Origin of the sequence: Faecalicatena orotica (genome assembly GCF_905197545.1) — a bacterium.
Taxonomy (GTDB): domain Bacteria; phylum Bacillota; class Clostridia; order Lachnospirales; family Lachnospiraceae; genus Faecalicatena_A; species Faecalicatena_A orotica.
Genome location: NZ_CAJJZH010000003.1, coordinates 463,507 through 489,912, shown reverse-complemented (window position 1 = coordinate 489,912; position 26,406 = coordinate 463,507). Strand labels below are relative to the sequence as shown.

Here is a 26,406-nt window from a genome sequence, read left to right as displayed (position 1 = left end):
TACGTATATTAAGATAGCACCCTGATTTCTTTTTGTCAACACTCTTTATATATTTTTCATACTTTTTATATTTTATATAAAATGATAAGCAAAAGAGCATCCGGCCGGCACTTCTGCCGGCAGAACACTCTCTAATCTGTGACTGGATCAAGAAATTCTACAAAGACAGTGTTGCTAACGTCAATCCCCCGTTCTGTCAGCCTTACTGCATCGGCTGTAACTTCCAGTAATCCCTCGCTTTTCAGTTTTTCCAGTTCTTTCCCATATATGTCGAATATACTTTTTCCGAACGTTTCCATAAACCCCTGTACGGAAATACCTTCCGTCTTACGCAGGCCGAGAAACATATGTTCTTCAATCTCATCTGAAAGAGATAACTCCTCTATATCTTCTCTTATCTCTTCTTTTTTCTGTACCTTATATATATATGTTTCCAGATCCGCTGTATTGTGATACCTCTGATGCCCGATCAGGGAGGAAGCCCCCAGACCGATTCCGAGATACTGCTTTCTTTCCCAGTACCCCAGATTATGGCGGCATGCAAAACCTTCTTTTGCATAATTAGAGATTTCATATCTCTTGTATCCATATCCGGCTAACAGATCTGCTGTCATTTCATATATCTTTCTTTCTGTATCCTCATCCGGGAGGCCCGGCATATCCGCGGATGCACAATCCCGGGCCGTCCCGGAACCGTCTTTACGGCATTCGCCGTAATAATCATAGAAAGGGGTGCCTTCTTCTATAATCAGGCTGTAAGCGGATATATGCTCCGGCCCCAGCCCGGCGATGCTGGTCAGTGTATGGCTCCAGCTTCCCACTGTCTGTCCCGGAACCGCCGAGATCAGGTCGATATTAATATTCTCGAATCCCTGAGCCCTTGCGGTCCTGTATGTCTCCAGAAATTCCTCATATGTGTGGATTCTTCCCAGCAGTTTCAACTCCGCATCATTTACGGACTGGAGTCCGATACTGAGACGGTTAATCCCCACAGACTTCCAGGCCGCAAGCTTTTCTTCCGTTACAGTTCCCGGATTCGCCTCGATTGTAATCTCTGCATCCTGCTCAATCTGAAATGTCTGCTGCAGGGCATGAAAGAGGTCCGCGATCTGGTTTTCCTCCAGTAAGGAAGGGGTCCCCCCGCCGATGAAGATCGTCGTTATCCGGTAATCATCATGATATTTTTTTCTATATCCGCCGATTTCCTTTACCAGTGCATCCATGTACCTTATGCGCTGCGCTTCATCCGACGGTGCGGAAAGGAAATCGCAGTATGCACATTTCTGTACACAGAACGGAATATGAAGATAAAGCTCCAGTTCTTTTTCCATCATTATTTATCGTCCAGCTTCAGTACGCTCATGAAGGCTTTCTGCGGAATCTCCACGTTACCTACCTGACGCATACGCTTCTTTCCTTCCTTCTGCTTTTCCAGAAGCTTTTTCTTACGCGAAATATCACCGCCGTAGCACTTCGCAAGTACATCCTTACGCATTGCTTTCACCGTTTCGCGTGCAATGATCTTACTGCCGACGGCTGCCTGAATCGGAATCTCAAATAGCTGGCGCGGGATCTCCTCTTTCAGTTTCTCACACATCTTCCTTCCCCGCTCATATGCGGTACCGCTGTGTACGATGAAGGAAAGTGCATCCACTTCTTCTTTATTAATAAGGATATCCAGCTTCACAAGTTCTGACTGTACATATCCAAGCATCTCATAATCAAAGGATGCATATCCCCGTGACCTTGATTTCAGTGCATCGAAGAAATCGTAAATGATCTCGTTGAGCGGCAGGTGGTAATTCAGTACGGCACGGTTCTCCTCGATATATTCCATACCCTGATACTCCCCGCGGCGCTCCTGGCACAGGTCCATGATAGCCCCGATAAATTCGGATGTCACCATGATCTCCGCCTTCACGATCGGCTCCTCCATAAACTCGATCTCTGCCGGGTCCGGAAGATTCGTCGGGTTCGTCAGTTCAATGATATCCCCGTTTGTCTTGTGCACCTTATAGATAACACTCGGCGCCGTCGTGACAAGGTCCAGATTGTACTCCCGCTCCAAACGCTCCTGAATGATCTCGAGGTGGAGCAGTCCTAAGAATCCGCAGCGGAAACCGAATCCGAGTGCCACAGATGTCTCTGCTTCGAACTGAAGCGCCGCATCATTGAGCTGGAGTTTTTCCAGAGCATCACGCAGGTCCGGATATTTTGCCCCGTCAGCAGGGTACATGCCGCAGTATACCATCGGATTTACCTTCTTATATCCGGGCAGCGGTTCCGCACACGGGCGCTGTGCGTTTGTCACTGTATCACCCACACGGGTATCTTTCACGTTTTTCAGGCTGGCCGTAATATAACCAACCATTCCGGCACTCAGCTCCTCGCATGGGATAAACTGGCCGGCGCCGAAATATCCGACTTCCACGACATCCGCCGTAGCCCCTGTCGCCATCATGAGAAGCGGTGTGCCCTTCTTAACGCTCCCCTCCTTGATTCTGCAAAAGACAATGACACCTTTATAGGAATCATACAGAGAATCAAAAATCAGCGCCTGCAGAGGTGCAGAAGGGTCCCCTCCCGGGGCGGGAATCTTTTCTACAATCTGTTCCAGCACGTCATCCACATTCAATCCCGTTTTTGCAGAAATTAAGGGGGCATCATCGGCCTCAATGCCGATCACATCCTCGATCTCTTCCTTTACCCTGTCCGCATCCGCGCTCGGCAGGTCGATTTTATTGATAACCGGCATCACGTCCAGATCATGGTCGAGCGCAAGGTATACATTCGCTAATGTCTGCGCCTCCACTCCCTGTGCCGCGTCCACAACAAGGATCGCGCCGTCACATGCGGCAAGGCTTCGGGACACCTCATAGTTAAAATCCACATGCCCGGGGGTGTCAATCAGGTTGAAGATATACTCCTCCCCGTCCTTTGCCTTATACACGGTCCTTACGGCCTGTGCCTTGATTGTAATTCCGCGTTCTCTCTCCAGATCCATATTATCCAGCACCTGTGACTGCATCTCCCTGCTCGTCAAAAGCCCGGTCTTCTCGATGATCCTGTCTGCGAGAGTTGATTTTCCGTGGTCTATATGGGCAATAATACAAAAATTCCGTATTTTACTTTGATCTATTCCTGACACTTTTACATTTCCTCCAATCCTATTACTTAGATACGGATGAATACTTTACAATGAATAATTCAACCGCCATGACATCCGTCAGTCTTCCTGTCTTCACCCGTTCCTCGATGTCCGCACTGTCCTCCATGATCGCCCTTAGTTCACTGGAGCCAAAGTGCTTCGCCTGATCCATGTACTTTCCGGCGGCAAACGGGTGCAGTCCTGCTTTGGAAGCAATTTCTTTCCTTCCGTACCCCTTTTTCAGAAGGTCCCTGACCTGATGGAGAATCCGGTACTGCCTTGTCATCAGATAAAGAATCCGCATCGGCGGCTCCTTCAGGGCCAGAAGTTCATAGTACAGCTCCAGCGCATGTTCCTGCCTCTTCTCCGCAACTGCATTGACCATGTCAAAGATGTGGTTGGATATCTGTGTGACACATACTGCATCCACATCCTCCGCCGCAATACTGTCTTTCTCCAGTGTATAACAGAACAGTTTCTCCAGTTCCTTCTGTATGTTCTCCATATCCGTGCCGATCTTATTCAGAAGGTACGTGACTGTAGATTCGGATATCTGCTTGTTTTCCTTGCGTACCTGGCCGAGTATCCACTTTTTCAGCGTCACCTCATCCTGAAACGGCAGTTCCACAATATGCCCTTTCGCCTTCACAGCCTTAAAAAGCTTACTCCGCTTGTCCACTTCATTTTCGATAAAAATGAAATACGTTGTATCCGGCATCTCCTTGATATAATCTGCCAGGTCCGCCCCCGCATTCTTAAAGAAACCAGTGTTCTCGAATACAATCAAACGGCGCTCGGCAAAAAAGGGCAGAGTCTCCGCCAGATCAATGACCTCCCGGACATCTACGCCCTTCCCTTCATAATAAGCGTAATTCATCGTATCCCCGTCCGGAAGCATCGCCTTTGTAAACCGGTCTTTGTACTGCTTCTTCAGATAATTCTCTTCCCCGTAGAGAAGATATACCTGCTTAAATTGTCCCGTTTTTAAATCTTCATTTAAACTCTTCATAACGTATCTATTATATAGGAAAGTTCTCTATTTTGCAAAATATTTCATCACCTGTAATAAAATTTGTCCTTATAGCCTTTTCAAGGTTCTTTATTACATGCTTGTTATGAATGCTCCATCCTGACCGCTTTCAGTTTTCGTTCCATCTCCACTGTATCTATCTGGGCACACAGCATTTTTTTCACTGTAGGACTTAAACTCTCCAGTGTTTCCTGAATACTCAGCCCTGACGGAGGCGCCATATCTGCCGGAATCTTCTGTAGCAGCATAGCCAGCGGCCGTACTATCTTTTCAGTTTCAGGATTCCTTAACAGTTCCTCCAGTATATCGGCGAAAGAATAGCCTATATAGTAGTCATTTTCCAACTGGTATGCAAATTCATATTCTCCTGCGCTCAGTTCCTTCTCCTCTTCCGAAAGCGGAAGTTTCACAATAGCTACTGTGTCAAACGGAACTCTTACCCTTACTTTCATTTCTCTGTTACCTTCCACCTTCCATTCGATTTCAATCCATCCTTTTGGTGAACGGTATCTGGCTTTGACACCGGACAATTTTCCATAAGTCTCAGGCGCAATCTGAAAACGCTTATATCCCGGTTCTAAAAGCTCAATACCACACATATTTTCATACATCCACTGTATCACAGAACCATAGGCATAATGATTCAGAGAATTCATACCTGTGCCGGATATCGTTCCATCAGGCATCACAGAATTCCAGCGTTCCCATATCGTTGTCGCCCCCATCTTAACTTCATACAGCCATCCCGGGTAATCTTCCTGAAAGAGAAGTTGATATGCGGCTTCTGAGTATCCATTTTCCGATAAAACTTTACACAAAAGAGGGGTTCCGACAAATCCGGTTTTTAAATGCATCCGGGTTTCTTTTAAGAGAGACATTAGTCCTTCCGCTGTTTTTGCCTTTACTGAATCTGACACTAGGTCAAAAGCAAGTGCAAGCACATGGGCAGTCTGGGTCGGCACGGCACTACGGCCATTTTTTGTATAGAACTCATCTTGAATTGCCTCCCGAACTTCCTTTGACAGTAAACTGTAATATTCTGCATCAGTTTTATAACCCAGAATTTCCGCTGATTTTCCCAGTAGTTCTGCCGAATATTTATAGTATGCAGAAGCAATCAGCACTGTATCCGTACCACCCTGTGTCCCGCCTTTTGCAGGCCCGTCCAGTGCCAGCCAGTCTCCGAACTGAAAACCGGTGCTCCACAGCCTTTTGCCACCGTCCGCCTCATCCTGCTCCTTCACCCAGTCAACCCAGGCCTTCATGCTTGGATACTGACATTTCAAAATCTCCTTATCACCATAGTGCCGGTAAAGTGTCCACGGTATGATAACCGCTGCATCCCCCCATGCGGCCGAGCCTCCCTGTACAGGAGAGGGTATTTCACTCTTGCCGGGCAGGAAGGAAGGGATGACATTTCCGACCATACCACCGCACATCTTTTGTTCTTTCCACAAGTCGTGCAGATACTTCTTATAAAACGCATAAGTTTCCATATTGTACGACGCCGTTTTACAAAATACCTGAGCATCGCCGCTCCATCCCATCCGCTCATCACGCTGCGGACAGTCCGTCGGAACATCGAGAAAGTTTCCTTTCTGGCTCCACTTTGCATTTTCATATAGGCGGTTCAGCCGTGAATCTGTTGTTACTACAGTACCCGTTTCTTCCATATCAGAATATACGACGCAGCCCACATAATCATCCAGATTCACAGGATGGCTGAGACCTTCCACCCGCACGTAACGGAATCCGTAAAATGTAAAATGTGGTTCTGCCACCCGTTTTTTTCCGTCAGATATATACATATATTCCGCTTTGGCGGACCTCAGGTTTCCATTATAAAAATTTCCATCCTGAAGTACTTCTCCATAGCTCAAACGAATTCTCGCCCCTTTGGGTTCCTGTACCTGAAATCTGATCCACCCTGTCATGTTCTGTCCCATATCCAGAACCTGCTCACCTGCCGGGGTATGAATAACCTGTACCGGATTTCTCTTCTCTTTGATTACCACAGGAAGTGACAGCCGGTCCTCCAGCGGCCCCAGATTATCTGGTATGGCTGTCACAGCTATTTCCCAGTCACTGTCATCAATTTCTGGTAACGACCATCCTGAGATTTCCCTTCCTGCATCGTAAACCTCTCCATCATAAATTCCGTCCTCCAAAACGGGGGAAGGAACACATTTCCAGTCAGCACCTGTAGCGATCACGGTTTCATTACCATCCCGAACTTCAAACCGCAATTCTGCGCGCAGCAAAAACTCTGGCACATATGGTCTGTTTATTTCCCGGAATGTCCCAAAACGCCCTTTCGTCCAGCCATTTCCCAGCATAACCCCTATTACATTTTTCCCCGGACGCAGGTAATTTCCTATATCATAAGTATAAATCTGAACCCATCCATCCAAAGCGTTACAGCCCGGGGATAAGTATTCCTCCCCCACCTTTCTCCCATTGATCTCCAAATGAAACAGACCGGCACCTGCCACATACAGTCTTGCACCGAATGCATCTTCCCTTTCTATTTTTTCACCGAAGTCTTTAGGAACCTGAAACACTTTTCGGAAACAGGGGTGCTGTCCCTTGTCCTCCCACGGTGTGGTAATCCACTCCCCCTGCCATGCTTCTTTTCTTTTTCCGGTCTCGAACCAGTTTACATCTGAAACCGCTTCATCTCCGGCATCCCCCCATACCTGTACATTCCAATAATACCGCCTTCTGGGCTCCAACTTCAGGGGTAGTTCGACACCTGTACTTTCCAGTTCACGTTTTTTCCCTGAGTCATATATGATACAGGACATCTGCCTGTCCAGTGCAACTTTGATTCTGGCTGCTTCCTGATGTTTAGATATATCGCTGTCTGCTATCCATGAGGCAGTCACGTGCTCCATTGCAAACCCCAGCGGCTGCTGCATATGGTTGATTCTGCAAGATAAAATTTCCATAATACACCTAATGCCGGTATATCAAAATACCGGCACGTCACCTTCCTTTTATTTTTTTATTTGCTACAGTGCATCATTCAAATTCATGATATGCCTCATGACTCATAATCCTCTACTTTCCATTCATCTTTCCATTCTATGAACACCTTCTCCCCTTCGAAACGAAGCGGCAGCCAGACATAATCCGCAGCGGATGTATTGGCCGTTCCCAGCATCGGACTGTTCATTAGTTCAGCCTTTTCCCCTTCTTCAAGTCTGTATACATCCGGTTCAAAATGAGCCGCAATCGCACGCGTGATAATATCTGCACGTTTTGCATCTATTTTATATCCAGGAACCCATCGGTCTGCCATTGCAATATATAGATCCTTTTTTCCGTAAACCTGAAATACTTTGGAAATCTGGCTGTTAAAAGATGCCTTGCTTTCATCATCCACATGCGGGTCACCTATGCTTACAAAACTTTCCGTCCAACTGTCTGAAACTGCAGAATCACTCTGGTTTGGAATATATCCGCTCATCCCGCTGGTCAGCATATATTTTTTCCCCTGTCTTTCAAAAACAGCTATCCCTTCACGGCAGAACGGCGCATGAAGTCCTTCATACTGTCTGGATACTTCCCTCGTCACATCCAGATAATCTGCCGCAAGTTCCATGCATACAATCCCTGCATGATTACTGTCCATAAACAAATATGCCTTTTGGCTGTCTTCATCCTCCACCAGATCAAAATCTCCGACTTTCTGTCCCAGAGGGTAAAAGGTATTCTTTTCCATGTGGTAAGGACCAAGAAAATGGTCCGCGGTCAGCAGGGTAAAACATGCATCTGGCCCGGACAGTTTTATCCAGCAGACATATTTCCCCGTGTGCTTACATTTTAAGATATGGGGGCGGTCCACATGTTTCTCCGGGTAAAGGCTGGACTCAGAATTCTGGGTATCCGGCGGAATAATCACCCCTTTGTCTTCCCAGTTATACAGGTCTTTCGAAGAATAGGCCCGGATTCCCCACGTCCAGATGCCATTTTTACCATCCGTCTTTTCCTTATTTTCACCATACCAATAATACATACCATCTTCATAGAACATTGCACCGCCATGCGCCTGAATCCGTTCTCCCTTCGTATCCAGCCACACTTTTCCAGGGTATATCGCAGTCTGTTCAGTATGGGACTGTTTCTTCCTGATTTTGCAGACTGTATTCTGCTGTATCATTGCTATGACGCGGGCGGCACTGCGCTTCATATCATCTGTGGACACGAGGCCCTCCTCTGCTCCTTTGACCAGAGCCTCAATCTGGTCCGGCCTGCCCGGCATAATCAAATCACACTGCGCCTTAAAAGCCTTAAGAACATCTCCCGTGGCTGCATTCATGCAGTCATCTTTCTCACATTTCATGGAATCCCAGTCACTCATAACCAGACCTTGAAATCCCCATTCATTCCGCAGTACCTTTACCAGAAGGTCATAGTTATTCACCACATACACCCCGTTTATCATGTTATAGGATGCCATAACCGTCATCGGTTCTGATTCTTTTACAGCAATCTCAAACCCCTTCAGATACAGTTCTCTCAGTGCACGTTCATTCATATTCGAAGATGAGGCATTACGCTCTAATTCACAGTTGTTCGCCACAAAATGTTTAATACTCATTCCTTTTCCCGGGTGTGACTGCACACCACGCACAAGGGCAGCCGCCATTTTCCCGGATACGAACGGATCCTCCGAATAATACTCAAAAGTACGTCCGCAGAGTGGATTCCTATGAATATTCATTCCCGGGGCAAGCCACACAGTCACACCATAAGTTTCCATTTCTTTCCCCACGGCATCCCCAATTTCTTCTAATAACGAGGTGTTAAAGGACTGTGCCAGAAGCTGGCTGCAGGGCCATGCTGTAGCATACTGGTAATGCAGTGTCCCCTCTTCGGGTTTCGCCATCTGGCCCATAAGTGCAATCTTACTGAAACCGAACAAATAACGCTTGTACGCCTCGCGAATTTCCGGTACATTCGCTGATTTAAACGTCCCATCCGGCATTTCTACGATCTGGCTGGTCAGATTGAGTCCTGCCGGTCCATCCGCCAATATAATATTCGGAATTCCAAACTCCTCATATAATTCAGCAGTTGTCGTACCGCTTGCCCCCATCGCAGATACAACCAGGTTCCTTGCAGATGTTCCGCCGCCACATACTAACTCTGCCAGCTGTCTAATACTCATCTGATCTGCCAGTTCACAGGCTGTGCCTTCATATTTCGGCGTCACATATTCATGGACAATCGTCTTCAGACAGGATACATCCAGATCAATTCCCTCGAGATCCTGCGGCAAATCCTCTTTCTTTCTGAGCGGAGGCGCAATCTCCTCTACAGTATGCTGTACCGGGCATATGTGAGCACACTGCTCAGTTACAATATCATCTTCTACTCTCAAAACCGCGGCAGCCTTTGTATTGTTTGAGGCATTCCCCAAACGAAGGATATAGGTTCCTGCCAGAAGTACATATGCAGCATTATGTTCATCATATCTTGTGAGTCCGCGAATATCTGCCGTCATATGTATCATTTCTGTTTTTCCCGGTTCAAGAAGCGAAGTCTTGGCAAATGCAGTCAGCCGCTGATATTCTGCACCATCCTTTCCAAATGGGACACTGGCGTAAAGCTGCACAACTTCCTTTCCGGAACATCCGCCCGTATTTTTTACAAGTATATCAACTTCCAGCCTGTCTTTCTTCTGCACGATACGGTCCATTTCCATCTCAAAATCAGTATAAGAGAGTCCATAGCCGAAAGCATATCTTGGTTTCACCCTAAAACTGTCAAAATATCGGTAGCCTACATAGATGCCTTCGTTATATTCCTGATTATATTTATCCTTTCCCAGATAGGAGTATGTTGTGTTCGAAGGAATATCTGAAAATTCATAGGCCCAGCTTGTTGCCAGCTTCCCTGAAAAATTCTCTTTTCCTGTCAGAACATCTGCCAAGGCATTCCCGCCCTCTTCTCCACCCTGTACGAAATATACAAGGGCACTGACATGTAATGTTTCCAAAAAAGATAAGTCTAAAACACCGCCTGCGTTGACAACCACGATCAGATTCTTATAGCCATTGGAAACTTTTTTAAGATTCTCAAACTCTATATCTTCAAGACGGTAGTCCCCTTTCCTGTCTTCTCGGTCACTGCCCTCCCCCGCCTGACGTGCAAGAACATAAATTGCAGTATCCGTTCGGGACTGCCTGATATCTTCATCTGTAACAGGAATCCCCGCTGGATGCTCAAACTGCCCTGCCAGTTGCAGAATTTTAAAGAATTCCCTGACTCCTTCTACCCTTTTTTCAACATTCTGGCAATATGCCTCATATGTATCCTGATAATATTTGTCAAATCTGTCCAGCCATTGATTGGTTGCGATTTTAATCCCTGCATTCTCAAGTCCCTGAGCAATACTTACACTATAGCGTTCCCGCACTGCACCGGATCCGGTTCCGCCCTTGACAGTCATGCGCGCCCCTGAACCATACAATGCAATCTTTTCTTCTTTTAATGGCAGAATCCCGTCATTTTCCAGCAAAACAAAGCTTTCACAAGCTGCCCTGCGTGCAAGCGCCCTATTGCTGAGTTCCAGTCCGGATGGGTTTTTATCAATACCTGCTTTTACAATCATTTTCTTTTCTAATTCCTTTCTCCCCTCATTATTGAGCTGCAGTTTCTTTGCGCGTCTTCACTTCAGCCTCAATTACCGGCATTTTCTTTTCCAGTCTGTTAAAATGTAATGCACAAATAATAATCAAAATCATGCAGGCCATCGGTATCAAACTGTACAGGCTTCGTATCATCAGCATGGCGCTCCCTGGCTGAACTGCTGTTTCTGAACCGGTCGTGGAAATAAACCCGGATGCCCCTAACAGAATACCGGTTAAACCAGTTCCCACACCGCCCAATGCCTTAGAGGCAAATCCTGATACAATTCCGGTCGTCCCTTCCATACGGTGCAGGCCGTTATATTCATTAAATGTGGACAAATCCATAATGCAAAGTGCACCAAGATAAGAAATTGGCAGTGAAACAACTGTACTGAGAATTGCACCTGCAAAAACTAGCGGCAGGTTATCTTTTGCAAAAAATACCATCAGATATCCCGCAACGGCCAATGCCGCACCTGTAATAAAAAGCCTTGCAACTCCCATTTTCTTAATCAAGGCCGGGAAAATGAACATAACCGGCAAAAGTACCATTCCGAGTATACTTACAATTCCAAATGCTGAGATATCCCCCACAATATATTGAAAGTAATATGTACCTGCACCGAGTCCCACTACCAGATTATAAAGTCCTGTAATTCCCGCAAAGCTCCATGCGTATTTATTTGTTTTCAGCATGGTAATGATTTCTTTCATATTAATTTTCTGTGCAGTCTGTCCCGCATCGATGGAAGGATCTTCCTTAACAAACAAAAACCGGAGTATTCCGATTGCTGCCAAAGGAATTGCGAATATCAAAATCAATTCTCTCCAGCCGGCGCTTCCTCCATTTGTACTGGTTACAAGCTTTGCCATCATACGTGGAAACAGCAGGGAAACAACGATGGAACCTCCCATACTGACAATTCCTCCAAAGGAAGACACTTTTGTAATGACTGCGCGGTTCCCGCTAAATGCACGTACCATATAAGGGGTCTGGTTCCCGTTTAACATCGTGTTGAAAATAGAATATACGAAAGTATACATAATAAATACCCATACGCATTTCAAAGGCATCGCCCATTTTTCACCTGCAAAGAACAAAAGAATTGTACAAATCCATTCTAATATAATACAGATTTCATAAGGCCGTCCCTTTCCCCACTTTGTATTCGTGTTATCAACAATATAGCCGGCAAACAAATCCGTCACCCCGTCAAACAGTTTTGACACCATCAGCAATGTTCCCACAACACCCGCGGACATCCCAAGTGTATCTGTGCAGAACATCATCAGATAACCGGAAACAATGACAGTCACTGCCGCAAGAGATACATCTCTGCTCTTCCACAAAAAGAATTTGCCAACAGGCAATTTGTTCGGGTTAGATGCTTTTTTATTCTTATCCATCTTTCTTCTCCTTTAGATTACGTTATCGTATATATACTCCGAGATTTGTCGACTTTTTCTCTGATTCTTATTATACTTAATTGTACAGATACATAAATTCAAAATTTTGCTTTTATAACAGTTTTTTAGTTCATTGTTATTAAATAACAAAATTATAAACAGATAAACAAATTTACAGTCTTCTATGATATAATAAAGATCAAATCAGGAGGTTTCTTATGAATCAAGAACTAAGCTTTTTTTACGAACTGGTCGGCTGCATGACATCCCTTTCCCACTGGAAGTATGCAGCAGACGGGCATCTCCTTGAAAGCAACTGTGAAGATGAACGGATTTTAGATATTATCTTCTCTGCCGGAGGAATCAAGGAACAGATGGTGAAATATGGGAGGGAGCATTCTATGCCCCTTATTTTAAGCTCTGCACTTGGAAATTTGTGGATCGCTGTATTCGAGAAAACAGAAAATATAGTAAAAGCCTGCCATGTCCTTGGTCCTGTTTTTACTGATGCACTGTCTCCCAATCATATTCAAAAACGCGTAAACCAATTTGACATCCCACTTTTTTGGAAAAACCGTTTTATTCAATTGGTAAAACGCTTTCCGACAGTTCCTTGGACCACTCTGGTTCAATATACAATAATGCTGCATTATACAGTTACCAAAGAAACCATAACAGTCAGTGACTTTTCTTACCAGTCAGATGCAAAGCCTACCGCAGAGCCTCATATTTCACAGGATACTTCGGAGGGTAAAAAAAACCTTCCCTGGATGAGTGAACAGGCATTGCTGAACAACATCCGGGAAGGAAACCTGAACTACCAGGCCGCACTATCCAATGCTTCAACTGTCAGTTCCGGTGTGAAAATTGATATTGGCGATCCGCTGCGCAAGGCAATTGATTCTTCCATTGTTTTTATAGCACTCTGTGCCCGCGCGGCCATTGACGGCGGAATGTCTGCCCAGTCTGCATATACCCTCCAGAATATATATACCCAGAATGTAGAAGCAGCGCAGAGTCTTGCAGATACTGCCGCCATCAATCATCAAATGTATGAGGATTTTATACACCGCGTTCACAAGTTAAAAGAGATTTCATATATTTCCCCACAGGTAAGGAGCTGCTGTGAATATATCGAGATGCATGCCTCCGAAAAAATCTCTATACAAAATCTGGCAGAAAGCGTCGGATACACGGATTACTACCTAAGCAGAAAATTTAAGAAGGAAACTGGCTTCAGTATAAATGAATACATTCGCAGGAAAAAAATCAGTCTGGCGAAAACACTGCTTTCTGCCACTCATATGAATATACAGGAAATCAGCGAGCAGTTAAACTTCTGCTCCCGGAGTTATTTTACAGACACCTTCCATAAAGTCGTGGGAATGTCTCCTATTGACTATCGGAACCAGAACCTGAAAAATTAACCCTCTTTAACAGGCTGTTCAAATTATGCCCGTATCAACTCCCCCTCCCACGAAATCATTTTTTCATCCCTCATCCACACCATCTCATCCCGGATGGTGTCCGCAAAAGGGCGTACCCTGTACCCCAGCTCCTTTGCCGCTTTTTCATAGGAGAAGTTATTGTTTCTGGCGAGATTATACACAGCGAATGAAGTCATGCGCCCCGGTTTCCCGGTGATTTTTCCCATCAGGTCGCACAATTTTCCCATCATCCTGCCGATACCGATTGGCAGAATCAATTTCACATTTTTACACCCGCTGATGTCGGAAAGCAGGTCAAACATCTCCCGCATCGTCACGAGCTGGTTCCCCATGATATATCCTTCTCCCATGCAACCATTTTCTGCGCAGGAAATACAGCCCCTTGCAAGGTCACGCACATCTACGGCATTAAAATATCCTTCAATACCCGCAGGCATTTTTCCATCCACATAGTCTTTAATAAAGGAACTCACCGGACCGTTTGCAAAATCATTCGGCCCGCAGATTCCGGTTGGAAATACAATGGACGCGTCCAACTGATATTGTCTGACAGCATCCAGAACAATCTGCGTCGCTTCTGCCTTTGTCTGTCCGTAAAATCCGATGATTCCTTCTGGTGAGAAATGGTCTGTCTCCCGGATGGTCTGGTTCCCCGGCAGTTCCGGGATTGCACTTGTCGAACTGATATAGACCAGCTTTTTTACCTGGTGTTTTCTGCACATCTCTATGACGTTCCTTGTCCCATTTACATTCACATCATATACTTTCTTACTGTATTCATCCACTACCGTCACGATACTGGCACAATGGATGACAATGACTTCCCTGTTTTCAGTCGTAAAAAATCTTTCCAATGATACATTATCCGTGATATCACCAAACATGACCTCCGCCTGATTCGGCACGTGTTTCACCGCAGGGTCGCCTTCCAGTACCAGTGCTCTTACCTCTTCACCTGCTTCGATCAGCTGTTTAGTAATATTGCTTCCTAATAATCCTGCTGCCCCGGTTACTAAATACATTCTGTTTTTCATTTCATTGTTCTCCTTTTATTTTGATTTTTTACTATTCTTAAGGAAACAGCATAACGGAAAAAGTCTTTCCCGCCTGCCGTTCTTTCAACGATGCCATCATAATAAGAGAATGTAAACTGAACGTAAACCGGAAGAAATATTTTCTGTTTACATTCAGTTTACCTTGCGCCATTAAAGTAGAACCCACAATACAACAAAACAGGAGGATTATCATGAAAAACATATGTGTTATCACTGGGGGAGGAAGCGGGATGGGTCTGGAAACCGCCCGGATTATGGCCTCTACCCACTATATTATTATCTGTGGAAGGACCGTGCAGAAATTAGAATCTGCTGTAAAAGTATTAAGAGAAGAAGGCATTGCCTGTGAAGCATTTCCCTGCGACGTGGCTGACCGTAACTCCGTGGAACGTCTGGCACAGCATGCAAAAGAAGCCGGACGGGTTCAGGCATTGATTCACGCTGCAGGCATGAGCCCGCATATGGGTGATGTGGAGGCGATCCTTAGCACCAATGCTGTCGGAACTATCCATATGAATACTGCATTTTATAAAATAATGGGGGAAGGCTCCTGTATTCTTGATGTCTCTTCTATGTCAGCATACTTAACGCCTTCTTTTATCATGCCCCGTAAGCTATACAAATACAGCATGGAGGACCCGTCAGTCTTCCTTCACAAAATGATGAGGCGTATCCGTATCTTTCCTGCGGCTGCAAGGGCTGGCGTTGCCTATGGTATCTCGAAACATTTTGTTATCTGGTATTCAAAACAATGTGCCTTAAAATATGGGGAAAAAGGAATCCGTGTCGTATGTGTTTCTCCCGGTAACTTTGAAACCCCGATGGGAAAGCTGGAGCAGGAAGAGGCCGACAAGTTCACAAATCATGCCGCAATCAAGCGCTTTGGAAAACCGGAAGAGATTGCCTTTCTTTTCTCTTCCATCGTGGATGAAAGAAACAGTTACCTGACAGGACTGGACATTATCTGCGACGGCGGACTTGTTGCATCCGGTGTTAATGCATTTACGAGGTGATGACTCTGCGTATTCTTTCCATATAAAATAGCAGTTGCACCCTGTCTTCCGATTCGTTATAATACACGTTAAGACAATGCCAAACACAGGAGGTAAAGAATTTGAAAAGAAATAAAAGGCTGGATGATGCCAGTAAACTGCCTAATTATTTTGCAATTATCGCTATCGCCCCCGCCTTTCTGTCTGTTATGGCATACGAGCTGGTCGAATATTTTGTGAACTACAACAACCCTGACTATCGTCCCGTGGTTGGGCTTGGCATGATTATCCCTATGGCCCTCCTTATGGAACTGTACACGTTTTTCCTTTCACGCCATCTGAACCGCAAGGTTAACACTCTTGCAAATGCGATCAATCAGGTTGCAGGGGGAAATTATGATGTTACACTTGATGTAAAAAAAGCGGCGCCTATGCCGGATGTGGCTGAGAACTTCAACAAAATGACGGCCGAATTGAAAAGTGTCCATACACTGCGCAATGATTTTATCAATGATTTTTCGCATGAATTCAAGACCCCGATTACCTCGATCAATGGATTCGCCAATCTGCTTCTGGAGACAGAGGTTACAGAAGAGGAGCGCAGACAGTATCTGACCATCATCGCTGAAGAATCTTCACGTCTTTCAAAACTTGCCGAGGAAACGCTGATGATGTCCCGGCTGGACAGCCAGCAGAATATCATCGATCAGGAATGGTATGCCCTTGATGAGCAGATCCGGCAGAACTTAATCCTGCTTTCCAAAGACTGGGGCGCAAAATTAATCGAGATAGATACCGATTTAAACCCTGTCTCTTATCTGGGAAATCCCGCCCTCATGTCACATATCTGGCTGAACCTGATCAGCAATGCCATCAAATTCACACCCGGACACGGCAGGATTGCAGTCAACTTGAAGGAATCCGGCGGAAAGATATATGTCTCTGTCGCAGATAATGGGAAAGGCATGACAAAAGAGGAGACATCCCGTATTTTTAATAAATATTATCAGGCCGATGCTTCGCACGCCACGAAGGGGCTGGGTCTGGGACTCTCCATCGCGCACCGGATTGTGGAATTGTGCGGCGGGGAGATTCAGGTTGCCAGTACGCCGGGGGAAGGGAGTACATTTACTGTAATCCTCCCCACTGGTGTGTCACGATAAACATGGCTTTAACGGAAAGGAGCTTACTATGGCTACTGTTTTAATTGTTGAAGATGATAAAAATACACGGCTTCTCACTGCTGCCCGGCTTAAGCCCTATTATACCGTCCTCACTGCCTGCGACGGGGAGGAGGCTCTGGATCTTTTTTATAAACAGCATGTGGATCTTATTGTGGCAGATATAATGATGCCTAACATGGACGGCTATGAGCTTGTACGGACACTGCGCAGTTATCACCAGGATGTCCCGGTAATCATGCTCACGGCCAAAGATGCCTTCGAAGACAAACGGCTGGGCTTTTCCACCGGCACGGACGATTATATGACAAAGCCTGTGAACCATGAAGAACTGCTCTGGCGTATCGAGGCGCTTCTTCGGCGTGCAAAGATTCATGCGGACAAGAGAATCCTAATCGGGGCCGTGACTGTGGATTCCTCGAATTACACAGTGTCGCGCTCTGACACTGCCGATTCCATAGAACTGCCAAAAAAGGAGTTTGACCTCCTGTTCAAACTCCTTTCTTATCCTGATGTGATATTTACGAAAAACCAGCTGCTGGAGGATATCTGGGGCTACGAGACTGACAGTGATGAAAATACAATCAAGACACATATCAGCCGCCTCCGGAATAAATTCGACAGCTGGAAGGAATTTCAGATTGTTACGGTGCGGGGACTCGGATACAAGGTCACTTTGTCTGTTTCAGATAAGTCGTAATTTCCAGTCTGTCCCCATCTGTTACCAGTGTCACGGCACCCTGTTCCTGTGTCCCGTATATCCGGCCGCCTATCCCCTGAAGTTTCTTTATCGTTTCTTCATGGGGATGCCTGTAACGGTTATGCAGCCCGGACGATATCCATGCAATTTTGGGGGCTGTGAGGCTTAGAAATTCTTCTGAAGTAGAATTCTTTGAACCGTGGTGTGCCACCTTCAGTACAGTATACTGTTCCAGCGTGCCGCTTTGTTCGAGTAGTTTTTCCCCTTCGCCTTCCACATCTCCAGTAAACAGCATATGGAACGCACCATAGGAAACCTCCAGTATCATGGACGCGGCATTTCCCGGTTCCCCCTGATAATCCTTCAGCGGTCCCTTACAGACCAGCTTAAGCCCCGATTCCCCAAGTGTTTCTCCACTTTCCATGACAACGACACGGGTACCGTTCTGTTCTGCCTTCTGCGCCAGTTTCATGAGTGTCTCATCCTGCACGTCGGCGGGCGGCAGGACGAGGCAGCGGATGGAGATTCCCAAATTCTGATGTTCTAACATTTCCCCGATTCCATTCATGTGGTCTGCATCCCCGTGGGAGATAAAGACATAGTCCAAAGACTGCACCCCCTGCGATTTCAGGAACGGCTCTATCCGGTATTTCCCGACCGAGGATACATCACTGCTGCCCCCGTCTATAAAATAGTTCCTCCCGTCCGGCCCCTTCATGTACAGGCCATCCCCCTGTCCCACGTCAACCATCGTAACACGTAGTTCCCCCTTTCTGCCGTAGTTCATCGTACAATTCACATATAATACCAGACACAGACCAAATATAGTAATGCATCCAATCACGGCTTTGCTTCTGCCCTTTCGCTTTATCCCGTGCTTTCTGCCGCGGTTTCTTATAAGATACACAGCTATGCAAAACATCAGCAGAATGAGGTAATAGATGGCCATGCCGCCCTTTCCCGGCTTTCCCGTCACAATCCGGCTCATGGGCAGAGACAGACTTGTCCGGCATGCTTTTTCGTACAGCATGAGTATCCATTTACAGAGCGTAAGAATTCCCCCTCCTGCCTGTGGAAGAACAGTTAAAATGAGTGAGCCGGCTGCCCCTGCACCAAGCACAAGGGACATCAGCGGTATCACAAGGAGATTTAACAGAATGGAGTATAGGGGAAATTCAAAATAAAAATAGAGCATGACCGGAAGCAGTACTAAGTTAATAGACAGGCTTGCGCAGATACTTTTCGTAAGAGCATTCTGTTTTGTTTTTTGAAGAAAACAAGATTCAAGACATGGATTCACGGACGTGATCCCGAGTAATGCACCAAAGGATAGCAAAAACCCCGCATCCTTAAGGTAAAGGGGCTGCCATATAACGATTACCGCGGCTGCGAGTGCAAGGCTGGTAGGCATATCGTAATCCCTCCCCGTAATGTCCGCCCCCATTCTGACGATAAACATGACCAACGCCCTGATACTGGAAACCCCGCATCCAATCATGAGTGTGTATGCCAATAGAAAACAAATTCCGATTCCGCCTGATACCGCGAAGTTAAGTCCGATTTTCCTTAGTATTTTATATAACCCGATTCCAAGGAATGACATATGAAGTCCCGATATGGCCAAAATATGCCCGATTCCACTTTTTTGATACAAGTCCTTTAATTCGCTGTCCAGTTCACTTTTGTCACCCAGAAGAATTGCACTCATACTGTTTCCGTAATAGTCTCCCAGATGTTCTGTCAGCTTTTTCTTCCATTCCGCCCTTAATACTGCCAGCTTTTCTCTCAGTAAAAAAATTTGCTGATTTTGTACTTCCACGGTGTCTGCCCATACAAATGCATGGATTCCCTGTTTCTGGTAATAAAACTTCTGATTAAAATTCCCGGGATTTCTGGCGGCCTCAAAAGCTTCTGCCTGACCCGTTACTTTGATTTTGTTTCCGATTGAAATATGATTTGTTGTTTCGATATAAACAAGAATTTTAGATTCCTGAAAGATTCGTTTTTTCATAAGGACACGATTGTCCTTTAGATATAATATTGTATAATCCGGCTTTTCCTCTCTCCGGCAGACGGTGCCCGTAAGGACAACCCCGCTTTTGTATTCCAGATTTTTTTCAAAAGCGGCGGGCTTCTGATCTGGTGCATGAAAAAGCCCGCCGGTGATAACTGCCTGAATACAAAGAAAGAGGACAGCCGCAGCGCAAAGCGGCCGTTTTATCATTCTTCCTCCGTTTTCTCCACCCACTCCATATCCCGCTGGAGCGGCTGGGTTAAATCTACGGTATCCATGTAGGATACATTTTTCTCTCCATTAATCGTTATCTGTACTTTACTTGCCGTTGTCCCCTCCACAATGGAATTGACAATCGAATAAATGGTAAGTTCCGGTTTTACGTCTACACCGCCTGTCAGGAATTCATCGTCGAAATTCACATAACAGATCCCATCCTTAATTGTCACTCCTAACACACTCACATTTGGATTCAATGTAGGCTTTCCAGTGTTTTTCTTAGGCCCCTTCATCAACTTCTCAACGATCAGCTTTTCTTTGGACATATTGCTGCTGTATCTTACATCCAGCTCCTGTTCGACCAGCCTGTCCCCTGCCTCGTTTGCAAAATACAAAGTCAGTGTCCCTGTCTGGTAAGAGCTCAGGGAAGAATCCGTATTCTGGACAAAATCATCTTCATTTAAGAAACCGGCAAGTGTCCCATCCCCGTTATGCAGGTCTTCTCCGTCAATTGTAAACCAAAGGGCACTGATCCCGTCTATCCTCACGATCGACTGCACAATCGCCGCACGCACCAGTTTTTCCTCCAGCGGCGGCATTTCCAGATATTTCCCGTTAAAGTCCAGATACAGGACCTGACCCTCCAGTTCGCTTTCCTGTACCTTGACATCTTTCGGGATGGGGGTTGTAATTTCTATATCTTCTGTCGGCCTCTTCAATTCCTTCAGCATGGCCCGTGCCGCCTTAAGCGGATCTTTCTCCGTATTCTCATAGGCTGCCTTGACAAGCCCTGTCCTGTCTGAATTGAGACAGTAAATGTACGGATCACCGGCTTTCACTTCAGTTTTTTTTGAACATGCAGATATGAACATACTAAGAAACAATATACAGATCACCATATAGGCGCCGCTTTTTCTTTTTCCCATCTTTCGCGCCCTCCTTAAGCTACATAGGTCAGAGGTATCCGTACAGTAAATGTCGTCCCCTCTCCCTCATTGCTGTAGATTTTGACAGAACCCCTGTGTATGATAACCGCGTTTCTTGCAATGGCCAGTCCCAGGCCAGTCCCGCCCATTTCCCTTGAATGAGACTTGTCCACCCGGTAAAAACGTTCGAAAATATGAACCTGGTCCTCTTCCGGTATCCCGATTCCGGAATCTGCTACTTTTACATAAAAATACTTATGGTCTGCGTTCAGCGAGACGTGGACCCATCCGCCCTCATGGTTGTACTTGATTGCATTCTCTACAAGATTAGAGAAGGCGAGCGTCAGCTTCACCTCGTCAATCTCAGCCGTTACCGGCCGGAAACTTTCCAGCACCACTTCCACATTCTTCGTCTCTGCGATCGGCTTCAGCCTCTTCAGAATCAGTTCCAGCAATTCATTGATATTTACTGATTTGATATGAAGGTCCTTTGCAGTCTTGTCCATCTTAACAAGAGATAAAAGGTCCGTTATGATATCATTTTCCCTGTCGATTTCTTTTGCAATATCCCCCATGAATTCCTGATAAAGCTCGATTGGTACATCTTCCTGTGCAAGCAGGGAATCTGCAAGTACTTTCATGGATGTCAGCGGTGTCTTCAACTCGTGTGAGACGTTGGATACAAACTCTTCTCTGGACTGGTCCAGCTGCTTCAGACGTCCCAGCATCTTATTAAATGCCTCTGAAAGCTGTTTCGTCTCCGTAAATGTATTAACATGCAGTACTTCATCGTCATACCCTTCTGACACATCTGCAATGGATTCTGTAATTCTGCGCAGGGGTCTGACAATCCGTCCTGCAATAAAGAGACTGATGCCCAGCATCAGTATAATTACAATCCCGATAATGGCGCTGCCCTTCGTCCGGAGAATTTCCAGACTGTCCTCGATCGTATCTGTCGATACGCTGGCAAGTATGACTCCCGATATCCGCTCTGAGTCTCCCTCCATGACAGGGGAGGTCACTGCTATGTACCGGTTTTCCTTGTCGTAAAAATTGGTACTGTGCCCTTTCATACAGCGGATGACGTCCTCAGACACGATCGTCTTCCCTTCATCCAGCGAATACGTGTCTTTTACGACCTGCAGATCATTATCTACGATCATCACACGCCCATTATAAATATTCGTTAACTGCGTTAAACTTGCATTGATAACTTCGGAAGACGTATCCGCCAGATAATTATAGCTGTTCAGCTGATTGCTTAGAATTGTACATTGATTCTGTATCTCTGCGGTCCTTAATGATACGGCTCTCGATTCATAGGATTTAATGATCCCGTTGTACGCGGCGAAACACGGTACTATGGATACTACGAGCAGCAGCACGATGATACAGAACCGCAGACTTTTTAAGAATTTACTGTTAAACCTGAAATGAAAACTACCCCTGGAAATAATAACCAACTCCCCACTTTGTATGTACATATTTCGGCTCGCTCGGATTCAGCTCGATCTTCTCACGCAGCCTCCTGATGTGTACATCCACTGTTCTTGCATCTCCGGGATAATCATAGCCCCAGATCAGATTCAGCAGGTTCTCCCTGCTGTATACTTTATTCGGATTCATTGCCAGCAGCTCCAGTACATCGAATTCTTTCGCTGTCAGATTGATCTCCCGCTCCCCGATAAATACCCTGCGGCTTTCGCAGTCGATCCTCATGGTGCCCTTCACGATTACTGTACTGTTGGCCGGTTCTTCTCTCTTTGCAGTTCTTCTCATGATTGCCTTGATGCGGGCTTTTACCTCCAGAATGTTGAATGGCTTTGTAATATAGTCGTCTGCACCGTATTCCAGTCCCAGAATCTTATCCATATCCTCACTTTTTGCCGTCAGCATTACAACCGGCATATCTGAAAATTCCCTGATCTGCTGGCAGACCTGAAATCCGTCCAGCTTTGGAAGCATTACGTCAAGAAGTACCAGATCGTACTCACAGTTCTTCGCATACTCTAGCGCCTCTTCGCCGTCATAGGCACAATCTACTTCCATGCCGTCCTGCTCAAGGCTGAAACGAATCCCTTTTACAATTAATTTTTCGTCATCTACTACTAAGATTTTCTTCTTGCCCATACTCCTCTTTCCCTTAACTCTTACATTGAGCGTGTTTGATCAATCATATGTACTGCTGTTTCCTGATTATACACTGAATACTCAAACACATTCTAGCCTGTAACTGTAATTTTGTCTTTTATTTTATTAAACACGCCGTCTTTGATTCCCTCAACATTCATCAGGTCCTCAATGGCCTGAAACCCTCCGTTCATTTCCCGGTAAGAAATGATGCTGTCTGCCTTGGCATCACCTATACCGGGCAGAGTCTTTAAGTCCTCTTTTCCAGCCGTATTAATATTTATCTTTCCCTCATCTTTCTGATCCGATTCCGTTACTTCCGGCACTTCGCCGTCTACAATCCCTTTTTCCAGTTCTTCCAGCGTTGGTATATAAATGCGCTCCCCATCCGTTACTGCCCTTGCCTGATTTAGTGATTCAGATGCGGCGTCAGCTCTTGTGCCGCCTGCCCGTGCAATCGCCTCATACACCCTGGCTTTGCCGGATAATTCATATACTCCCGGAGTGTTCACCGCGCCGCAGACATAAACAAAAACTGTGTCTTCATCCTTCTGTTCCTCTGTACCGCCGTTCACAGCCCCTTCTGTTTCTTTTCCCTTCGTCTCTGCCTGCCCGGTCTGTTCTAACTCAAGCTCCGTCAGATCATCTGCCTTTTCCTTCGCACACCCCGCCGTCAGGACTGCTGCGGCAGTGAATATACACAGAAATGTACAGATTCGTTTTAATCTCTTGCCCTTCATCTTATCCTCCCGTCTGAACCAGACGTTTAGAAATCCCCCAATGCCGGACATTAATATTGTAACGAATTATAGATTAAATTACAATACATATTTTTACGTTTTTGTTACATCTTTATTACAGCCTGCCCCGTCATTCCCACTGGAATATGGCGATTCCGATCAGTGCCAGTGCAAGTCCCCCGATTTTTCTCCAGTCCAGAGGTGCCTTATCCACTCCGAAAATACCGAGCAGTTCAATGACATATGCCACAATTAACTGTGCGATCACGATCAGAAGCGCGGCCTTCGCCGGTCCGAGTGCAGACATACTTTTGATGACTGTCCAAGTGATCCCCGCGCCGATCACCCCGCCCAGAAGCATATATTTCGGCTCTACTTTTGCAATTGCCGTTATGCTGTCCCGCCCTGTGATAAACCAGGCCACCAGACAGACCGCAAATGCAGACAGCTGCACCCATGCGTTGCCGACCCACATGCCGGTTGTTTTTGTCACCTGTGTGTTAAATACACCCTGCACACTCATCAATGCTCCTGAGAGCAGGGCAATAAAAAAACCAATCATTTTCTCATACCTCCTGCAGTTTTTATTCTGCGTGTCATAAGTAGTATGTCCCAATGAATGGTTTTTATAAGTATTTTTATCTTGAAGTATTTATCTTGTAAGAGCGCGTTTTAGGCGTTCAATCATCTCATCAACATGTTTTTCTTCCATGATTAACGGAGGGAGGAAACGGATTACATTGCCCTGCGCCTGTATCACAAGCAGTCCCTCCGCGATTGTTTTTTGATTGATTTCAGCAACAGGTATATTGAATTCCAGCCCCTGCATCAGTCCTTTTCCTTTTCTTCTGACAACACAGTCCAGTTCATCAACAAGCTCATCCAGCCGCTTCTCCAGATATGGCGCCACCTGCCTTACATGCTCTACAATGTGGTCCCTCTCGAAGATTTCAATGACCTTTTTCACGGCTGTGCAGGCCAGAGGATTTCCTCCGTAGGTCGCCCCGTGGTCTCCCGGTCTTAAAGAATATTCTGCAACTTCGTTTGTCATTGCAAAAGCTCCTACCGGGATGCCGTTCCCGATCGCCTTTGCCATCGTAACAATATCCGGTTTTACGCCGAATCCCTGATAGGTGAAATAATCACCGGTACGTCCCATCCCGCACTGAATCTCATCGCAGATCATTAAAATACCGTTTTCATCACACAGTTCCCGGATGCCGTTCATAAATTCCCAAGAAGCCAGATTGATGCCGCCTTCCCCCTGAAGAGCCTCCAGAATAATGGCACACGTCTTATCATTTATAAGTTCCTTTACACTGTCCAGATCATTAAACTTTGCAAAACGTACGCCCGGCACAACCGGCTCGAATGGTTCCCGGTATGAGTCGTGTCCTGTAACCGACACGGCGCCGAAGCTCCTTCCGTGAAATGAATTTTCCATCGCGATAAACTCATATCTTCCCGTCTGCTTTGTATATGCGTATCTTCTCGCCGCCTTCAGCGCGCCTTCATTTGCCTCACTTCCACTGTTCGTAAAGAACACTCTGTCCATTCCTGAAATCCGGTTCAGCTCTTTGGCCGCCTCTCCGCAGTTCTCATGATAGTAAAGATTGGAGATATGGTAGATCTTGTCAATCTGTTCCTTCAGGGTATCATTCAGCTCTTTGTGATTATATCCGAGCCCGGTCACTGCAAACCCGGCGGCAAAGTCCAGATATTCCCTGCCGTCTGTATCATATACATACATGCCGTCTCCGCGCTCCAGTGCAACCGGAAAACGATTGTACACATGGATCAGATTCTCTTCTGAGGCCTGAATCTTTTTATTCACCATGATAATACCTGCTTTCTTCTCCATTTAAAATTGCAGTGCCGATCCCTCTGTTTGTGAAGATTTCCAGAAGCAGGCAGTGCGGAATCCGCCCATCCAGTATATGTACCCTGGAAACCCCGTTCTCTATGGCATCTATACAATTCTGCAGTTTCGGCAGCATGCCGCCTCCAATGTATCCGTCAGCCATCAGTTTCTGGGCTTCATCAACCCTTAGTTCAGAGATTAACGTCTTCGGATCCTCCGGGTCCTTATAAACACCCTCAATATCCGTCAGAAAAGCAAGCTTCTCCGCTTTCACGGCACGCGCGATCGCACAAGCCGCGTCATCTGCATTGATATTGTATGTATTAAATTCATCATCCATTCCTACAGGGCATACGATCGGGAGGAAATCCTTTTCCAGAAGATCATATAAAATGTCTGCATTGACTTTCTTTACCTCACCGACAAAACCAATGTCCTCTCCGCCTGAAAGCTTCTTATCCACCCTGAGAAGCCCGCCGTCCTTGCCACTGATACCAATGGCACGGACACCCAGCTCCTCCACGTGCTGCACCAGACTCTTATTTACCTTGCCCAGCACCATCTCTGCGACTTCCATCGTATCTGCATCCGTCACACGCAGCCCGTTAATAAACTGCGGCTCCATGCCTACCTTGCCTACCCATTTGCTGATCTCCTTGCCGCCGCCATGCACAATAATAGGCTTAAAGCCAACCAGCTTCAGCAAAGTCACATCTTCAATAACCTGCTTTTTCAAGTCCTCATCAACCATAGCACTTCCGCCATATTTCACAACGATAATCTTACGATTAAAACGCTGGATGTACGGAAGCGCTTCAATCAAAACCTGCGCCTTGTCGAGGTATTGCTGCATATTCTCGTTCATAAAACCCTCCTTGCGGACGTAATATTTCTCATGTTTACTACGTCCCAAA

The 26,406-nt window shown here is 46.0% G+C and carries 19 protein-coding genes; 4 read left to right on the top strand and 15 right to left on the bottom strand.

Annotated elements, in window-relative coordinates:
- Positions 1-131: 131 nt before the first annotated feature.
- The 6 genes from hemW to ABIN22_RS09005 all read right to left on the bottom strand — a co-directional run bounded on the left by hemW (position 132) and on the right by ABIN22_RS09005 (position 12,223).
- Entirely contained in the window at positions 132-1,331 is a 1,200-nt protein-coding gene (gene hemW, locus ABIN22_RS09030; RefSeq protein ID WP_346908175.1) for a radical SAM family heme chaperone HemW, read from the bottom strand.
- Between the two features lie 2 nt (positions 1,332-1,333).
- Positions 1,334-3,148, bottom strand: coding sequence for a translation elongation factor 4 (lepA, locus tag ABIN22_RS09025; RefSeq protein ID WP_118622583.1), 1,815 nt, complete (start codon positions 3,146-3,148; stop codon positions 1,334-1,336).
- A gap of 22 nt (positions 3,149-3,170) precedes the next feature.
- Positions 3,171-4,157: a DNA polymerase III subunit delta gene (gene holA, locus ABIN22_RS09020; protein ID WP_346908061.1), complete on the bottom strand. Its 987-nt coding sequence runs from the start codon at positions 4,155-4,157 to the stop codon at positions 3,171-3,173.
- Positions 4,158-4,261: 104 nt separating this feature from the next.
- Positions 4,262-7,126, bottom strand: coding sequence for an alpha-L-rhamnosidase (locus tag ABIN22_RS09015; RefSeq protein ID WP_346908059.1), 2,865 nt, complete (start codon positions 7,124-7,126; stop codon positions 4,262-4,264).
- 95 nt (positions 7,127-7,221) lie between these two features.
- Entirely contained in the window at positions 7,222-10,797 is a 3,576-nt protein-coding gene (locus ABIN22_RS09010; protein ID WP_346908057.1) for a glycoside hydrolase family 3 C-terminal domain-containing protein, read from the bottom strand.
- A 28-nt stretch (positions 10,798-10,825) separates the two neighbouring features.
- Positions 10,826-12,223: an MFS transporter gene (locus ABIN22_RS09005; protein ID WP_346908055.1), complete on the bottom strand. Its 1,398-nt coding sequence runs from the start codon at positions 12,221-12,223 to the stop codon at positions 10,826-10,828.
- A 218-nt stretch (positions 12,224-12,441) separates the two neighbouring features.
- On the opposite strand from ABIN22_RS09005, the gene ABIN22_RS09000 reads away from it, so the two are divergent.
- Complete coding sequence (locus ABIN22_RS09000) at positions 12,442-13,650, top strand: helix-turn-helix domain-containing protein (RefSeq protein ID WP_346908053.1); 1,209 nt, start codon at positions 12,442-12,444, stop codon at positions 13,648-13,650.
- A 23-nt stretch (positions 13,651-13,673) separates the two neighbouring features.
- On the opposite strand, the gene ABIN22_RS08995 is transcribed toward ABIN22_RS09000, so the two are convergent.
- Entirely contained in the window at positions 13,674-14,705 is a 1,032-nt protein-coding gene (locus ABIN22_RS08995) for an NAD-dependent epimerase/dehydratase family protein (RefSeq protein ID WP_346908051.1), read from the bottom strand.
- A 212-nt stretch (positions 14,706-14,917) separates the two neighbouring features.
- Between ABIN22_RS08995 and ABIN22_RS08990 the strand changes: the two genes are divergently transcribed.
- The 3 genes from ABIN22_RS08990 to ABIN22_RS08980 all read left to right on the top strand — a co-directional run bounded on the left by ABIN22_RS08990 (position 14,918) and on the right by ABIN22_RS08980 (position 17,599).
- On the top strand, positions 14,918-15,739 hold the full coding sequence (locus tag ABIN22_RS08990; RefSeq protein ID WP_346908049.1) for an SDR family NAD(P)-dependent oxidoreductase: 822 nt from the start codon (positions 14,918-14,920) through the stop codon (positions 15,737-15,739).
- Positions 15,740-15,840: 101 nt separating this feature from the next.
- Positions 15,841-16,881: a HAMP domain-containing sensor histidine kinase gene (locus ABIN22_RS08985; protein WP_346908047.1), complete on the top strand. Its 1,041-nt coding sequence runs from the start codon at positions 15,841-15,843 to the stop codon at positions 16,879-16,881.
- A gap of 28 nt (positions 16,882-16,909) precedes the next feature.
- A complete protein-coding gene (locus ABIN22_RS08980; protein ID WP_346908045.1) occupies positions 16,910-17,599 on the top strand; it encodes a response regulator transcription factor in 690 nt (229 codons plus the stop codon).
- On the opposite strand, the gene ABIN22_RS08975 is transcribed toward ABIN22_RS08980, so the two are convergent.
- From ABIN22_RS08975 to argB, 8 genes are all read right to left on the bottom strand, one after another.
- Positions 17,571-19,823 carry a DNA internalization-related competence protein ComEC/Rec2 gene (locus ABIN22_RS08975; RefSeq protein WP_346908043.1) on the bottom strand — a complete coding sequence of 751 codons (2,253 nt, stop codon included), beginning with the start codon at positions 19,821-19,823 and terminating at the stop codon, positions 17,571-17,573. The genes ABIN22_RS08980 and ABIN22_RS08975 overlap by 29 nt on opposite strands.
- Positions 19,820-20,758 carry a GerMN domain-containing protein gene (locus tag ABIN22_RS08970; protein WP_346908041.1) on the bottom strand — a complete coding sequence of 313 codons (939 nt, stop codon included), beginning with the start codon at positions 20,756-20,758 and terminating at the stop codon, positions 19,820-19,822. Before ABIN22_RS08970 ends, ABIN22_RS08975 begins: the two co-directional genes overlap by 4 nt.
- A gap of 14 nt (positions 20,759-20,772) precedes the next feature.
- Positions 20,773-22,245, bottom strand: a complete 1,473-nt coding sequence (locus ABIN22_RS08965) for a sensor histidine kinase (RefSeq protein WP_118621664.1) — start codon at positions 22,243-22,245, stop codon at positions 20,773-20,775.
- Complete coding sequence (locus ABIN22_RS08960) at positions 22,202-22,891, bottom strand: response regulator transcription factor (RefSeq protein WP_109733099.1); 690 nt, start codon at positions 22,889-22,891, stop codon at positions 22,202-22,204. The genes ABIN22_RS08965 and ABIN22_RS08960 overlap by 44 nt, the downstream gene beginning before the upstream one ends.
- A gap of 92 nt (positions 22,892-22,983) precedes the next feature.
- On the bottom strand, positions 22,984-23,631 hold the full coding sequence (locus tag ABIN22_RS08955) for a helix-hairpin-helix domain-containing protein (RefSeq protein WP_346908038.1): 648 nt from the start codon (positions 23,629-23,631) through the stop codon (positions 22,984-22,986).
- A 130-nt stretch (positions 23,632-23,761) separates the two neighbouring features.
- Entirely contained in the window at positions 23,762-24,193 is a 432-nt protein-coding gene (locus tag ABIN22_RS08950) for a DMT family transporter (protein WP_109733097.1), read from the bottom strand.
- Positions 24,194-24,283: 90 nt separating this feature from the next.
- Complete coding sequence (locus ABIN22_RS08945; RefSeq protein WP_182440777.1) at positions 24,284-25,468, bottom strand: aspartate aminotransferase family protein; 1,185 nt, start codon at positions 25,466-25,468, stop codon at positions 24,284-24,286.
- Positions 25,458-26,357: an acetylglutamate kinase gene (gene argB, locus ABIN22_RS08940; RefSeq protein WP_118621666.1), complete on the bottom strand. Its 900-nt coding sequence runs from the start codon at positions 26,355-26,357 to the stop codon at positions 25,458-25,460. The genes ABIN22_RS08945 and argB overlap by 11 nt, the downstream gene beginning before the upstream one ends.
- Positions 26,358-26,406 lie beyond the last annotated feature (49 nt).